At 50.8% G+C, this 14,383-nt stretch carries 12 protein-coding genes; 8 read left to right on the top strand and 4 right to left on the bottom strand.

Annotated elements, in window-relative coordinates:
* Positions 1 to 336 precede the first annotated feature (336 nt).
* The 4 genes from PsW64_RS21470 to PsW64_RS21455 all read left to right on the top strand — a co-directional run bounded on the left by PsW64_RS21470 (position 337) and on the right by PsW64_RS21455 (position 5,598).
* Complete coding sequence (locus PsW64_RS21470; protein ID WP_063304885.1) at positions 337 to 948, top strand: sugar transferase; 612 nt, start codon at positions 337 to 339, stop codon at positions 946 to 948.
* 243 nt (positions 949 to 1,191) lie between these two features.
* Positions 1,192 to 2,442, top strand: a complete 1,251-nt coding sequence (locus PsW64_RS21465) for an outer membrane beta-barrel protein (protein WP_063304884.1) — start codon at positions 1,192 to 1,194, stop codon at positions 2,440 to 2,442.
* A gap of 5 nt (positions 2,443 to 2,447) precedes the next feature.
* A complete protein-coding gene (locus PsW64_RS21460) occupies positions 2,448 to 4,661 on the top strand; it encodes a GumC family protein (RefSeq protein ID WP_063304883.1) in 2,214 nt (737 codons plus the stop codon).
* 244 nt (positions 4,662 to 4,905) lie between these two features.
* Positions 4,906 to 5,598 (top strand): hypothetical protein, encoded by a 693-nt coding sequence (locus tag PsW64_RS21455; protein WP_208980915.1) that lies wholly within the window; start codon positions 4,906 to 4,908, stop codon positions 5,596 to 5,598.
* Positions 5,599 to 5,701: 103 nt separating this feature from the next.
* Here the strand turns inward: PsW64_RS21455 and PsW64_RS21450 are convergent, their stop codons facing one another.
* Entirely contained in the window at positions 5,702 to 6,982 is a 1,281-nt protein-coding gene (locus PsW64_RS21450; protein WP_063304881.1) for a 2-hydroxychromene-2-carboxylate isomerase, read from the bottom strand.
* 222 nt (positions 6,983 to 7,204) lie between these two features.
* Here PsW64_RS21450 and PsW64_RS21445 point away from each other — a divergent pair, with 222 nt between their 5' ends.
* From PsW64_RS21445 to PsW64_RS21430, 4 genes are all read left to right on the top strand, one after another.
* Positions 7,205 to 8,017 carry an IclR family transcriptional regulator gene (locus PsW64_RS21445; RefSeq protein ID WP_063288592.1) on the top strand — a complete coding sequence of 271 codons (813 nt, stop codon included), beginning with the start codon at positions 7,205 to 7,207 and terminating at the stop codon, positions 8,015 to 8,017.
* 22 nt (positions 8,018 to 8,039) lie between these two features.
* A complete protein-coding gene (locus PsW64_RS21440) occupies positions 8,040 to 9,350 on the top strand; it encodes a selenium-binding protein SBP56-related protein (protein WP_063288591.1) in 1,311 nt (436 codons plus the stop codon).
* Between the two features lie 65 nt (positions 9,351 to 9,415).
* Positions 9,416 to 10,126: an SCO family protein gene (locus tag PsW64_RS21435; protein WP_063304880.1), complete on the top strand. Its 711-nt coding sequence runs from the start codon at positions 9,416 to 9,418 to the stop codon at positions 10,124 to 10,126.
* The gene (locus PsW64_RS21430) at positions 10,126 to 11,316 is read left to right on the top strand and encodes a cytochrome c peroxidase (protein ID WP_063304879.1); all 1,191 of its coding nucleotides are present in this window, start codon (positions 10,126 to 10,128) and stop codon (positions 11,314 to 11,316) included. The genes PsW64_RS21435 and PsW64_RS21430 overlap by 1 nt, the downstream gene beginning before the upstream one ends.
* A gap of 91 nt (positions 11,317 to 11,407) precedes the next feature.
* Here PsW64_RS21430 and PsW64_RS21425 read toward each other — a convergent pair whose 3' ends face one another.
* The 3 genes from PsW64_RS21425 to PsW64_RS21415 are packed head-to-tail and all read right to left on the bottom strand — an operon-like array spanning position 11,408 to position 14,322.
* Entirely contained in the window at positions 11,408 to 12,523 is a 1,116-nt protein-coding gene (locus PsW64_RS21425) for an ABC transporter ATP-binding protein (protein WP_063304878.1), read from the bottom strand.
* Between the two features lie 10 nt (positions 12,524 to 12,533).
* Positions 12,534 to 13,421: a carbohydrate ABC transporter permease gene (locus tag PsW64_RS21420; RefSeq protein ID WP_063304877.1), complete on the bottom strand. Its 888-nt coding sequence runs from the start codon at positions 13,419 to 13,421 to the stop codon at positions 12,534 to 12,536.
* The gene (locus PsW64_RS21415; protein ID WP_063304876.1) at positions 13,414 to 14,322 is read right to left on the bottom strand and encodes a carbohydrate ABC transporter permease; all 909 of its coding nucleotides are present in this window, start codon (positions 14,320 to 14,322) and stop codon (positions 13,414 to 13,416) included. Before PsW64_RS21415 ends, PsW64_RS21420 begins: the two co-directional genes overlap by 8 nt.
* Positions 14,323 to 14,383 lie beyond the last annotated feature (61 nt).

The following is a 14,383-nucleotide window of genomic DNA, read 5'->3' as shown; positions in this document are numbered from 1 at the left end:
ATAAGTATATTTATAAATTAAGTTATGTGACAATCTATATTTATAATCTTGACTTTATTACTTGGAATCAAATACCTACCCCAATTGAAATCAGAATAGCATTGGTAAGAATTCTACGAAAACTCTAACTAATGCGATGCGTAGATCTGGTTTTCTGTTGCGTCATTCAGCAGGTGGTTGAGCTTTGCAGGGGATATAGGCAAAGCAAGACTGACATGCTGTATCGCAAACAGTTCGTGAGGTAGCTCTTCTGAGGGTGTTGGGGGCTTGCTCAAATTGAGACCATGGCGGGATGAAGTATTTCTTTCCGTGAGCGACAGTAGTTAGAAGTGCACCATGATTAGAATATTCGATGTAGTCTTTAGTTTTGCTATCTTGCTGATTGTATCACCCATCATGATCTTGGTAGCTATCTTGGTACGCACCAGACTGGGCAGCCCAATCATTTTCAAGCAAGATCGTGCCGGACTAAACAGCGAAGTCTTCCAAATTTACAAGTTTCGGAGCATGACCGAGGAACGTGATGCATCTGGCAAACTTCTTCCGGACGATCAGCGACTAACTTTATTCGGTCGTATCTTGCGTGCAACAAGCATTGATGAGCTTCCAGGTTTCCTGAATGTTTTAAAGGGCGAAATGTCTGTTGTTGGGCCTCGTCCTCAACATGCTGGCTTTTTGAAGCACTATTCGAAGCGTCAAATGATGCGTCACTTTGTGAAACCAGGAATTACTGGCTGGGCACAGGTCAACGGACGCAACAGCATCGATTGGGATTCCAGATTCGAGCTGGATGTCTGGTACGTCGAGAACAAGAGTTTTTGGCTCGATATGAAAATCATCTTCATGACCATGATCATCGTTCTGCGTAGAGAAGGCATTAGCGCTGCGGGGCACGCAACCATGCCAGAATTTCAGGGCAGCCAACTTTCGGTGTCGCAGAAGGACTGAACTTTGCGAGTGAAAAGAGTGGGTTAAGTTCCGCTCTTTTCCTCGGTGGTGAGGTCAAAATCGTTCACGCAACGCCCAGAACATGCAGGCGCACAGAACGTCACTTTCATCTCATTAGACACGACATAAAGGCATCGAGCTAGCACGAGCCTCTCTCGTCGGTCTGGGCCCGTCACAGAACAAAAAAATGAGTTCCAATCAAATGTGTAGCGTAAAGATATATCTGCTTTCCTTGGTGCTTACATGAATGGCATGAAGTTCACTTTTGCAGCCTGCATGGCCGTTTCAGCTCTTGATGCTGCGACGGCTTCAGATCTTTCCAGCGCTCTCTTGCAAAACGGGGGCGGATATAGCCTGCGCTCTCACCCGGAATACAATGCTCAAGGTATTCGGCATGCAAACTGGGTTTTCATGCCATCCCTGACCTCTGGGCTCTCTTTCGACAGCAATCTTTATAAAACGAGAGATCATCAAGAAAGCAGCATGGTGGGCGTCTTTGCTCCAGCGCTTGCGATCAACTCAGACATGTCACGTCATCGCATTAACTTTGGCTTGTCCGGGCAACGTAAGCAGGTATTTTCCAATTCAGATGCCTCCACGTTGTCAGGACGCGCTTCAGCTGGAGCACAGCTTGAAGTCCTTAAAGACTTTGCATTGGACCTCGGCACAAGCATTGAATCCAAACAATATGGGTTGGGTGATGCGGATGGCGCTTCAGACGCAAAACACGGCGTAAGGCGTGATGCTTACTCCGCCTCCGCCCGGGTTTCAAAGGTCTTCAATCGCCTGAGGTTCATTGGTGGCGGCTCTGTAAATCATTACAACTACCATGACGTTGAGGCCAAAGATGACGGCACCATTGATCAAGACGCACGCGATGGCACACGATATAATCTGCTAGGCAAAATCAATTATGCCTTTTCGCCGGGGTTCAGCGCTTTTGTTAGCGCGGAATTTGATGTGCGCGACTGGAAGGCGACCGGTGCAGAAAATCGGGACTCAAATGGCTTTGAGTTTCTGACGGGACTGGAGCTGGATAAGCGCGGCAATCTGCACGGCGCTGCTGGTATCGGGTACCTCAGACAGGATTATGACCTGGGCAGCCGCGGAGACATTTCAACCTATTCGTTCAATGTTGATGTTCAATGGATGCCCTCTCCGCTCCTGGTCGTAAACTTCGACGGACGTCAAGCGGTGGAAGAGAGCTCACTTGGCGGATATGTCAGCAAACTCACCTCAACTGCTAAAGTTTCAATGGATTACGAACTCCGACGGAACTTTGTCATATCACCAATTTTCTCTTTCAAACGCGAGGACTTCGCAGGCACCAGCCGCCGCGACGATACACTGCGTGCGAGACTGGAAACAAAACATCTCATCAACCGCAACCTGAAGTTCGGTGCCTACTATGACTTTGAGAGGCTCAAGTCTACTGAAGCTGCAAGCAGCTACAGCCGGCATCTGATAGGGATCAACGCAAGAGTAGAGTATTGAGATCCATGCAAAATTCCCTAGCATCGAATGCCACACCAGAAGACACAATCAATCTTCGACTGGTTTTTCAGTTTTTGCGCAATTACTGGCTGGTGATCCTCAGTGTCACTGGCATTGTCACCATCCTTGGTGTCACTTATTCTATAGTAACTTCGCCTAAATACACAGCAGTTACCTCAGTCTACATTGAAACAAGGGCTGCGAATGTAGTTGACGTTAAAGCAATACTTAGTGGCTTTGGCTCCGACGACAAACTCTTGAAGAGTCAGATCGAAATTTTCAGCTCAAATGCTGTTGCTAAGCGCGTCATCAATGAACATGACTTAGAGAATTCATCAGAGTTTCAACTCACTCCTTCTTATCTATCGGAGGTGTTTGCGAAGATCACCGGTGAACCTCCTGCATCAGCCAGTCTTGAGCAACGAGTTCTCAACGGGCTTAATGTTACGTTGAACCGCAATACCACCGTTGTGGACCTCTCTTATCAAGCAAACTCTCCTGAGATGGCTGCTAACCTAGCAAATGGTTTTGCTGATGCTTATCTAGCAGACCGATTGGCAACCAAATACGATGCCATTCGCGAAGCAAGTGAATGGTTGAGCGTTCGCCTGTCCGAGCTCGGCGTGAAAGTCCGCAGTTCTGAGCAAGCTGTTGAACAATTCAGAAGTGAATTCAACCTGCAGGTTGCGGGTGGTGGGACGATCAATGAGAGACAGATCGCCACATTGAATCAACAACTTGTATTCGCGCAAACAAAAACTGCTGAAGCTCAAGCCCGAGTCGACCAAATTGAGAAGGTCCGTGTCCGAGGTGGCTCTACCTCATCGTTTGCTGATGCTGCACAATCTGCGGTGATTACTCAGTTACGTGCAAAAGCATCTGAAGTAGAACGCAAAGAGGCAGCACTTACTGTAAAATATAGTCATAAGCATCCAGCAGTGGTGAGTGTTCGCTCTCAGTTGATTGATCTGCGTCAGCAAATTGAAAAAGAGTTGCAGCGTATTGTTGACACCGCTCAAAATGAACTAGCAGTTGCAGAACGTCGTGAAACTTCAATCTTTGACAGCCTTGAAAAATTGCGTGATGTAACAAGTACAGAAAATCATGCGCAGGTGTACTTACGTGAGTTGGTTCGAGAAGCAGCTGCAAACAGAACTCTTTATGAATCTTTTCTTGCACGCCTTAAGGAAACTCAAGAGTTTGAGAAGATGGATTCTGTTAGCAGTAGGGTATTAAGCCGCGCAGAAATTCCGAGTCTCGCCAGCTTTCCAAATAAGAGATTGTTTCTCGTTGTCTCTCTAGTTTTGGGTCTGATTATCGGAACTTTGCTTGCACTTATCATCGAGCTTTTCGACAGCACATTAAAAACAAAAGAAGACGTTGAAAGCCGCATCGGCCTCCCGCTCTTTTCGCAAGTGCCACTGATAGACCATTACGCTACTAAGTCGCGTATGACCTCAATCTTTGGCTTTTTAATGGCTAAAAGTCCACGTACTCAACGAAATTATAAAAGCAGCCATGCATTAAATAAAGGAATTTTTAAGTTTGCATCCGCAAACCCACTGAGCCATTACGCGGAATCCATTCGCGAATTGCGATCACGGGTCAAATTCTCGCGTCTAGACAACCCGATCAAGACACTGCTGATTACCTCGGCCATTCCAGGAGAAGGCAAATCCACCATTTCACGCAATCTGGCTCACTACACTTCGAAGGCTGGAGAGCGGGTGCTGTTCATTGATGCCGATATGCGTCGTCAGATCTCGGCAGATGCGCCAGGAGATCTGAAAGAAAAGAGCCTTGCAGATGTCCTTACCGGAAAAGTGACCTTTGCTGAGGCTACCAAACATGAAGAAGGCTCAAACCTTTATTATTTGCCTGCTCCAAGTCACCGAGAACTCTGGGAGACAGCTGAATTGCTCTCTTCCAAAGCAATGAAAACGCTGCTGGATGGAGCGAGTAAGTCTTTTGATCTGGTCATCATCGATAGTCCACCAACATTGCCACTGATTGACAGCCGTGTGCTCTCTCATGTCGTTGACGCCACCGTGCTGGTTGCCTCATGGAACCATACGGACGGCGGTTTAGTTGAGCAGGCAAAAGACCTCTTGGATCAAACTCCAGGAAAGACCCTCGGAGTCATTTTGAACAATTTCGATGTGAGCAAAGCCAAACTCAACAAACACCAGGCGTCTTATGGATACGGCTATTATAAGTGATCGATTAGCCAGGACAGCCAAGTAAGTTTACCCTCCATGGTCTAGCAGGACTGACCATGGAGGGTGCTCTCAACTCTCCAGAAACACTGCGATATCGCTTCAAGTCCGCCCATTTCCCTGAGCCACGATTTATCAGTGCGTTACTATGCAATCTCTTGCCACTCTGACCTGCTACACATTGCATCCCGGTTTATTTGTGATGTAGGAAGCTGAATGCTCGGCTCTTATGATCAGGGGATGCACCTTGTCTGAACAAATCGAAAATGCGGCCAGAAAACTGGCTGATCTCTTTGACACTTCCAGTCCTCTGTTTCCAACGGCCAGTGGGTCACCTAAAGCTTTTGCGAATGGCTTAGAGGATGCGCAAAAACGTATGGAAGAGCGTTTTACTGCGTTATGCGAACTGGCTGCATTGCTGGATCGCGAGACTGAAAAGAGTGAAGTGGCGCAGGGAGCCGCGATTGATCTGTTCCAGTGCTCGGGCTTTTTCTATCTGGCATTGATGCAATACTCTGAAAACCTGCCAAATTCGCTGCTGATGGCGGGCTATGACATTTCGGTTGGCCGCATGCCTCCGGTTGTCTCAAAGGCGCTCAAGCACGTTTCCTTCACGATGAAGAGTGCTATTGCGGAGGACATCACCTTCATGTGCCCTCACCTTTCTAACCTCACCGAGAAGGATGAGTTTGAAGGACGAGCACAAGTGATTTTGGATAAAGTTCTGGCGCAAGCCATTGCCCGCACAGCTCATGCGGTCTCTTCACTGGAAGAAAACGAAAAACTCGACGGTTATGAGATCACTGAGGACGACAATGCCCTGCGTGCGCATTGTCAGACCTGTACCGAGTTGCTTGCAAAACTCGTCAAACATTCTGCTAACCCACGTGAGCATGCAGAACGCGTTAATGCGTTTCAAGCATTCCTTGGTAACGCCTAAACGAGCCTGATTGATCAAGCCATGGGATCCTTCCGTATCCCGTGGCTGCCTTGGCATCTCTACCAGGTTTTGCTTCTCAAATGACACCTGATGAGAACGTCATCTAGTTTTCGACAGTTAGAATGGCATCGCATATGGCGTCCTCTACCGCCCAAAGGCGGTCCTGCCCCCATATACCGGTGGCTCCAACTCGAAAGCTTGGTACGCCCCAAAGCCCGAGTTCTTTAAGTTCCTTGCGGTTTTTCTCTGTTCTTGCACGCCAATCTTCATTGTCGACGTCCAGACGTGCCTGCTGCCAATCCAGACCGACATCTGCGAGGATGCGTGACAAGCCTTTATCTGTGCTTGCATCAACACCTTTCGCCCATACACCAGTCATAAAGGCGCTGCAAAACTTTCTAAGCCTGCCATTCTTCTCAGCAAACTCGAGCAGTGAATAACCTCGCTCGATTGCTGTTCCCAGTGGGTCGCAAATCCGGCCAAATGGAATGGCATGCAAGCGGGCTTCACGCGCGGCATCGGCCAAAATGTACTTCCGCTTCATAGGCGGTACTGGCAAGCCGCGCATGACCATGGGTAAGACGGGCCGAATGTTCAGCTTTACCCCCTGTCGATCAGCCAGAGTGCATGTGCGGTCAAACGCCAGGTACGAGTATGGACTCCGGAACGACAGGAAAAAATCGACCTCCAGATGCGTTGGCGATGTATGAGCTGGTCGGCTTTGCCTTGCCGCTGGCGCCAACTTAGGAGCGGAAGGCCCAAGTCCAAGTTCATGCAGGCGATCCTGGAGATAGTGTAGCCGGTCGATGCCCCAATACCATTCATCGCCATAATAAAAGGTCGCGCCGAGATAGTGCCCGTACTTTGCCAGGAGCGCATCACCGCAGGTTTTGGCTTGGTCAGCCTTGTCACCCTTTGCTGAGGATTGGAGTTTTTCTCCAGACCACAATTTAGTGCTTATTTCCAGCAGCTTACTCACGCATGCATCGTTGGCGAGTTCCTCTGCCATTAGCGTTTCAGCTTGACTGATTTGAGCTTCATCTGGAGCTTCAAAAGGCCTGCCTGTCAGGCCGTAATGTTTGGCAAGGAAGGCCGCATCCACTGAAGCATATGCTTCCAACGCTGTCCTTTCAGGTACGGCCCAATCAGGCGGGCCGGAGATCAAATGGATCTTCAGGGCGACTGCATAGTGCTGCTGAAAGTCGCCAAGTATTTGAAGTGTTGGGTGAGCGTATGGATCCGCAGCATGATGAAAATAGTGTACTTCATGCGCCTCACCTCGCCGGCTTCGTTGTTTTTCGTAGGAGGCCCGTTTTCGCTGCACTCTGGTTTCACTTGTAATGTATTCTGCAATTCTCGACTTTATTGCTGAGTGAAACGACATAGAGACGGCTCCTCCATCCAAGAGTGAGGGGCAACGTTAACCTGCTATTTCTTTTGCTGCAACGAGGCGTTTGATTGATGTCTGCAAACCTAGCGGACGTTCAATGACGCATATTCGTAATACGTAAGCTACAAAAAGGCGCCTTATCCCTGTCAAATTTCACGGATTGTCGGATAAACTTTTCTCAGAATACGCTTCAAACGTCCATATTGTGAGAATCTCATGCAGGAACGTTTGATACAGCTACTGGAATCTGTTGCTGGAGCCGCCAAGCCGGTCAGTGCGAACGATCTTGCGCAGATGACCAAACTTCCCAGAGCAACGATCTATCGGAATCTGTCGTCTCTGCTTCACTGCGGCTTTCTGGATGAGATTGAGGACGGCAAACGGTATGTTCTGGGTATCCGGTTTATCAAAATTGCCCTCACAGGAAAATCAGAGTCACATGTGATCAAAGCTGTCTCTGCTATGATCCACCGGCTGGTGATTGAACTTGGTGAGACGGCTTTTTTGGCACGGTATCGTGGTGGCCGTGTGGACCTTATCCATGTTGAGACTCCCAATGATCCATCCATATCTTATATTTACCCCGGCCTCGGGACCCGGCCTGTTCATGCTTGCTCCTCCGCCAAAGCCATTGCTGCTTTCATATTGCCCGAACTGCGAGATGAACTGCTGCGAACCGAACGCGTGCAATTTACGCAAGCCACTCTCATTGACAGTTCTGATATCGCTGCTGAGCTGGAGAACGTGCGGCGCGATGGCTTTGCGCTTTGTGATGGCGAGATTGATGACGGTGTCACCAGCATTGCCGTGCCCATTATGGTTGATCGACTTGGAGCACTCTTCAGCATGGGTGTTGTTGGCCCCCAAAACCGCATAAAGCCGCGACTTCACACGCATATTTTACCTGTACTCAAAGAAGAAAACATACGCGCCGCAGCTGCCATTCAGCACTGCTCAATTGTTGATGCCGAGAGGGCAAATTTGGAGGCTCTCTCCGGCGAGTTGGAGGCAACTCGAAATACTCATTAATTAATTTCTATGGGAGGATCTTATGAATAGAAGAGAATTTGGTGCACTGGTTGTTGCTGCTGCAGCGGCTGCCGGACCGTTTAGAGCTTTTGCTGATGAAACCTGTCAGTCACCTTATATGCCCAAGATTACCGGGCAGGAAGAATTCGTTTATGTCTGGACACTCGGCGTTGAGGGAATGGGCGATGAGCAAGATAAGCTTGTTACCATTGATCTGCGACCGGATTCGCCCATGCGAGGTCAGGTGATAAACAGTCTTTCTGTCGGCGGACGGAATGAAGCGCATCATGGTGGTTTTTCAGCAGATCGTCGCTATTTCTGGACTGGTGGTCTGGATACCAATCGCATCTTCATCTTCGACGTACACACCGATCCATCAAAACCATCCCTGCACAAAACCATCGAGACTTTTGTCAAGGATTCAGGGGGCGTTGTTGGGCCACATACATTCTTTGCCCTTCCCGGCAGCATGATGATCACCGGGCTTTCCAATGATGATGATCACGGTGGGCGTACGGCACTGGTTGAATACAACGATGCCGGCGACTACGTGGCGACTTATTGGATGCCAACCACCAGTGATATGCAAGGCGCCATTGCTGTAGGGGATGCTGTTGCGGACGGTTATGGTTATGACATTCGCGCGCTCATTCGCAAGAACATCATGTTGACCTCCTCCTTTACTGGCTGGTCAAACTACATGATGGATTTTGGCCAGATGCTGCAAGATACCGACGCGATGAAGCGGTTTGGCAATACGATCGTTCAATGGGATCTGCATACTCGTCAGCCGCGTAAGGTCTTCAACGTGCCGGGCGCTCCCCTGGAGATCCGCTTCCCATGGGGGCCGAATGCGAACTATGCATTCTCTACGACCGCTCTCACCTCCAAACTGTGGTTGATTTATGAGGACGACAGCGGAGAATGGCAGGCCAAAGATGTAGCGGACATCGGAAATCCAGCGGACATTCCTCTTCCCGTCGATATCTCCATAGCTGCTGATGATCAGACACTGTGGGTCAACAGCTTCATGGATGGCAAGACGCGGCTCTTTGATATTTCCGATCCGCATAACCCCTTTCAAATTTATGAGAAAACCATCGACAGTCAGGTCAACATGGTCAGCCAGAGCTGGGATGGGAAACGGGTCTACTTCAGCTCTTCCTTGCTGGCAAACTGGGACAAGAAGGGTGACGATGATGTGCAATATCTGCGCGCATACACCTGGGATGGGAAAGAGCTGATTGAGGACTTTGATATCGATTTTTACAAGCTCGGCCTTGGCCGTGCGCACATCATGCGTTTTGGCAGTTCTGAGCTGTACACCAGCTAGATCAAACTCGTTTTGGGGCAGCACGCGTGTTGCCCCATGCTTTTCCAACTCATTAGGTCTGATGCATGCGTGTATTGAAAAAGCTCCTCGTCTTCAGTGGTGTTGCAGCAACACTTCCAGCACTCTGGTATACCTTAATGGCCGGACAAGCTGCTCCCACTCGCCCATTTGCAGATGCCTTTACCCCTCATGAAGAGTTTCAGTTTGATCCTCCCAAGCCGGGCTCTTACACACTGAACCGGTTTAGGACGGCGCCAGATGGACAGGTTCTGGATGTAAATGGAAATACACATTCACTTGCAGCGCTGACCAGAGGCAAGATCAATCTGGTGAGCTTTGTCTATCTGATGTGCGGTGATGAGAATGGGTGTCCTATCGCCATGTCGACGCTCTTTGAAATTCACGATGCCAGCGAAAAGCTGCCCAGACTGCGAGAAGACGTTCAGCTGATCACTATCAGCTTTGACCCTGCCCGCGATACGGTTGAGGCCATCAACTCCTTTTCATACCCCCTTCAAATCGATGCGAATGCCGATCAAAAGCTGAAATGGCACGTGCTTACGAGTTCAGGCATGGCAGATCTGCAGCCTATTCTGGATGGTTTTGGCCAAGTCATTGATCGGTCGAATGATCAGGAGGTCATAAATCATCTTTTACGAATGTATCTGATTGATCGCGAAGGCGTTGTACGTAACGTTTATGGACTTGGAACCATCGACCCGAGGCTCCTGATCACTGATGTGGAGACGCTTCTACTGGAAGAAAGCAGGTCATAATGCGCCAATGGTTTCTTACATGTCTGATTGGCAGTCTCTTGTGTTGGACAGATGGCGCACATGCACAATCGCATTGCATAGCAGACCCGGAAAACTGGTCTGTAGTGGCTTTGAAGCGGAGCCTTTCTACCCCACTTGGACTTCCGCCCGTCCCCCATCCACATGACAACCCACCGAGTGTCGCGAAGATTGAGTTGGGCCGGAAGTTGTTTTTCGATCGGCGCTTGTCGATCAATCGCACAATGTCTTGCGCCATGTGCCATGTTCCAGAACAAGGGTTCACCAATTGGGAGCTGAGCACAGCCATCGGCGTTGAAGGGCGCAGCCTTAAGCGAAACTCACCAAGCATTTTGAATGTCGGGTATCTGAATGTGCTGTTTCATGATGGCCGGGATCATGCATTGGAGACACAGTTTATCGGTCCATTAACCGCGCGAAATGAAATGGCAAATCCCTCTGCGGGGTATGTTGTTGCTCTTTTGAGGGAGCTTGCGGACTATGCGCAGATGTTCGAGGATGCCTTCGAGGCTCAGGCGTCTCTCGACAGGATTGGGATGGCCCTTGGCGCCTATCAAAGAACAATCCTTGCGGGGAACAGTCCTTTTGATCAATGGTACTTTGGTGGTGATGAAACTGCAGTCAGTGCCGATGTGAAGCGTGGTTTTCAGGTGTTTAACGGCAAAGCGGGCTGCAGTGCTTGCCATCTGATCGAAGATGATCATGCTCTCTTTACGGATGAACTTTTCCATGACACCGGATATGGTCAGATGCGTGAAGAGAAGCGCCAAAATCCCCCGACAAGCATTCCTGTGCAAGTTGCCCCCGGAGTGGTGCATCAGATGGAATTTTCAAAAATCCGATCTGTTAGCGCTGAACGCGAAGCTGATCTAGGGCGCTATGAGGTAACAGAGGACCCAGTTGACAGATGGAGATTTCGCACGCCTTCACTGCGCAACCTCACAGTAACGCCACCTTATATGCACGACGGCCATCTCAGTTCGATTTCGCAGGTTATTGAGTTCTACGACCAAGGCGGATCACAACTGAGTGGTCAAGACCCACGCATCCGCCCGCTTGGTCTCACAGGTGCAGAAAAACAAGACCTCGAAGCCTTTCTGCAAAGCCTGACCTCTCCTGATCTCGACTGCCTGATAAGCGAAGCAAGAGTATTGCCACCTGATAATCACTAAGGCAGTAACCTAGGTCGATCCACTCAGACTTGCAGTGCGTGTTGCTGAAGAAGCAGTATCAAGAGGTTAAAAAACTCGTCTATTCAAAAACTCACAAGTGAATCAACTCCTCACTCTCCCCGTCAAATAAACACACCCTTCTCATGTCTACAGAGAAGGTCATGCTCTCTCCCGGGTCACACGCAAATAAGGGGGAGACCCGGGCTTTGGCGGGGTGGTTGGCTAGGCGGATGAGGCAGAGAGTGTCGGCGCCGGTGGGTTCTAGGAGGTCGACGTCGCATTCGATTTCCGGGTTTGTGGATTGGGTGAAGGCGTTGTGGGTGATCATTTCGGGGCGCAGGCCGAGGATGATTTTTGTGTTCTCGCGTGTTTCGAGTTGTTTTGAGTCTGGGAGCGGGAGGAAGTAGTTTTTTGGCTCGCCTTTCAGGACGGCTGGCAGGATGACGCCGAACTGGTCTTCTTGGTTCACTAGATCAACTTCAACGAAATTCATGGGTGGTGCGCCGACAAAGCCGGCGACGTACATGTTTGCCGGTTTGCTGTAGATCTCTTGCGGGGTGCCGATTTGCTGGATCACGCCGTCTTTCATGATGGCGATGCGGTCTGCCAGCGTCATGGCCTCGATCTGGTCGTGCGTGACATAGACCATCGTGGCTTTTAGGGTTTGGTGGAGCTTCTTGATCTCTGTGCGCATTTCACCGCGCAATTTGGCGTCCAGATTGGAGAGTGGCTCGTCGAACAGGAAGATTTTGGGGCGGCGCACAAGGGCGCGTCCCATAGCCACGCGCTGGCGCTGGCCGCCTGATAATTGCGATGGCTTTCGGGAGAGCAGATGTTCGATCTGCAGCGTACTTGCAACCTCGCGGACAGTGGCTTTGCGTTCTGCCTTGCTGATTTTGCGCATTTCCAGCCCGAACGCGATGTTGCGCTCCACTGTCATGTTTGGGTAGAGCGCGTAGCTCTGGAACACCATGGCGATGTCGCGGTTCTTGGGGTGGACGTCGTTGACCACTTCCCCATCCAGCCGGATGGTGCCATCTGCGATGGGTTCCAGACCTGCAATGATGTTGAGCAGCGTTGATTTTCCGCAGCCAGAGGCACCCAGCAGAACGAGAAACTCGCCGTCTTTCACGTCAAGGGAGATGTCTTTCAAAACCTTAGTTGAGCCAAAGGACTTTGACGCATGTTCGATGGATATGGTCGCCATAAATGAGCCTTTAGCCTTTGACCGCGCCGGCCGTGAGCCCGCGCACGAAGAAACGTCCAGCGATGATGTAGACAACAAGGGTCGGCGCAGCGGCAATGAGAGCTGCGGCCATGTCCACGTTGTACTGCTTTACGCTGGTCGTTGAGTTGATGAGATTGTTGAGTGCGACTGTGACCGGCTGAGACCCGCCTGAGGTGAAGCTGGCGCCAAAGAGGAACTCGTTCCACACCTGCGTGAACTGCCAAATAACGGAGACAACGATGATCGGGATCGAGAGCGGCAGCATGATGTGCCAGAAGATGCGGAAGAACCCTGCCCCATCCATGGTGGCTGCGCGTACCAGCTCTTGCGGAACGGAGACGTAGTAATTGCGGAAGAACAGCGTGGTGAAGCTGATGCCGTAGATGGTATGTACGACAATCAGCCCGGTGATGGAGTTGGCAATGCCCAGATAGCCGAGGGTTTGGGCCATGGGCAGGATGACGATCTGGAACGGGATGAAGCAGCCGAACAGCATCAGGGCGAAGATGATGTTGGCTCCGCGGAAGCGGAAGAGCGACAGGGCATAGCCGCTTAAGGCACCGATCAGGGTTGAGATCGCAACCGACGGCACGGACATGATGACCGAGTTGAGGAAGTACGGGCGCAGGCCCTCGCAGCGCACGCCGATGCAGGCGCTGGACCATGCCTCGCGCCATGCGGCAAAGTTGAGCTCGTGTGGCAAATCCAGCAGGGCTCCGGCGCGGATTTCGGCTAGATCCTTCAGCGATGTAGAGAGCACCACGTAGATTGGGCCCAGATAGAGCACGGCGGCGGCGAGCAGTAAGGTCCAGATAAACAAGCGGCCAATCAGATGGCGTTTGCCGTTGGCGCTGGGGAGTGTTTTGGGCTCAGCCATGGCGCTTTGCCCTCAACTCTGAATAAAGATAGGGCACGATGATTGCGGCCACGGTGGCCAGCATCATCATGGCAGAAGCCGCCCCAAGGCCGATCTGGTTGCGGCGGAAGGCCATCTCGTACATGAAATTGGCTGGCAGCGTGGAGGAGTAACCCGGCCCACCATTTGTCAGCGCCACCACAAGGTCGAAGCTCTTGATGGACAGGTGCGCGAGAATGACGAAAGCGGAGAGAAACACAGGCCTCAGTGATGGTAGGATGATGCCGAAATAGATGCGGGTTGTGCTGGCGCCGTCCAGATGAGCGGCGCGGATGATGTCCTCATCAACGGTGCGCAGAGCGGAGAGAAATAGGGCCATCACAAAGCCTGAGGCCTGCCAGACGGCGGCGAGGACCACCACATAAATCGCCATATCGCGGTTGACGATCCAGTCGTACTGGAAACTCTCCCACCCCAGTTTTTGCATGTAACTTTCAATGCCAAGGGACGGGTTCAGGATCCATTTCCACGCTGTACCCGTCACAATGAAGCTGATCGCCATGGGATACAGATAGATCGTGCGCAGCGCACCCTCTGCCCGGATGCGTTGATCCAGCAGAACGGCCAGCACGCAGCCGATAGTGATTGAGAACAGAATATAAAGACTGCCGAAAATCAGAAGGTTATGGAAAGCCACGTTCCAGCGGTCCATGGCCAGCAGGCGCACATATTGCTGAATGCCCTGAAAATCAAAGGTAGGCAGCATGCGGGAGTTGGTGAGCGAGATGAAGCCCGTCCATGCAATGAAGCCATAAACGAAGAACACGAGGAGCAAGAACGGCGGGGCTACCACCAGCTGCGGCAAATATCGCTGCAATCTGTCAAGAACAGACATCTGCTTGCGCTGCTGGGGGTTGGACATAGGGTTCTCTTTGCTCACTGGGTGCTGCGGCCTTATCAGGAACTACGCTTTACTCTGACTG

This window comes from Pseudovibrio sp. W64 (assembly GCF_001623145.1).
In the GTDB taxonomy this organism is placed as follows: domain Bacteria; phylum Pseudomonadota; class Alphaproteobacteria; order Rhizobiales; family Stappiaceae; genus Pseudovibrio.
This window is presented reverse-complemented; position numbering and strand designations above follow the sequence as displayed.

What these genes read in the sequence shown, in the direction of transcription:
- PsW64_RS21470 (WP_063304885.1), top strand. Translation starts at nt 337, where the DNA reads ATGATTAGAATATTCGATGTAGTCTTTAGTTTTGCTATCTTGCTGATT.
- PsW64_RS21465 (WP_063304884.1), top strand. Translation starts at nt 1,192, where the DNA reads ATGAATGGCATGAAGTTCACTTTTGCAGCCTGCATGGCCGTTTCAGCT.
- PsW64_RS21460 (WP_063304883.1), top strand. Translation starts at nt 2,448, where the DNA reads ATGCAAAATTCCCTAGCATCGAATGCCACACCAGAAGACACAATCAAT.
- PsW64_RS21450 (WP_063304881.1), bottom strand. Translation starts at nt 6,982, where the DNA reads ATGTCGTTTCACTCAGCAATAAAGTCGAGAATTGCAGAATACATTACA.
- PsW64_RS21445 (WP_063288592.1), top strand. Translation starts at nt 7,205, where the DNA reads ATGCAGGAACGTTTGATACAGCTACTGGAATCTGTTGCTGGAGCCGCC.
- PsW64_RS21440 (WP_063288591.1), top strand. Translation starts at nt 8,040, where the DNA reads ATGAATAGAAGAGAATTTGGTGCACTGGTTGTTGCTGCTGCAGCGGCT.
- PsW64_RS21435 (WP_063304880.1), top strand. Translation starts at nt 9,416, where the DNA reads ATGCGTGTATTGAAAAAGCTCCTCGTCTTCAGTGGTGTTGCAGCAACA.
- PsW64_RS21430 (WP_063304879.1), top strand. Translation starts at nt 10,126, where the DNA reads ATGCGCCAATGGTTTCTTACATGTCTGATTGGCAGTCTCTTGTGTTGG.
- PsW64_RS21425 (WP_063304878.1), bottom strand. Translation starts at nt 12,523, where the DNA reads ATGGCGACCATATCCATCGAACATGCGTCAAAGTCCTTTGGCTCAACT.
- PsW64_RS21420 (WP_063304877.1), bottom strand. Translation starts at nt 13,421, where the DNA reads ATGGCTGAGCCCAAAACACTCCCCAGCGCCAACGGCAAACGCCATCTG.
- PsW64_RS21415 (WP_063304876.1), bottom strand. Translation starts at nt 14,322, where the DNA reads ATGTCCAACCCCCAGCAGCGCAAGCAGATGTCTGTTCTTGACAGATTG.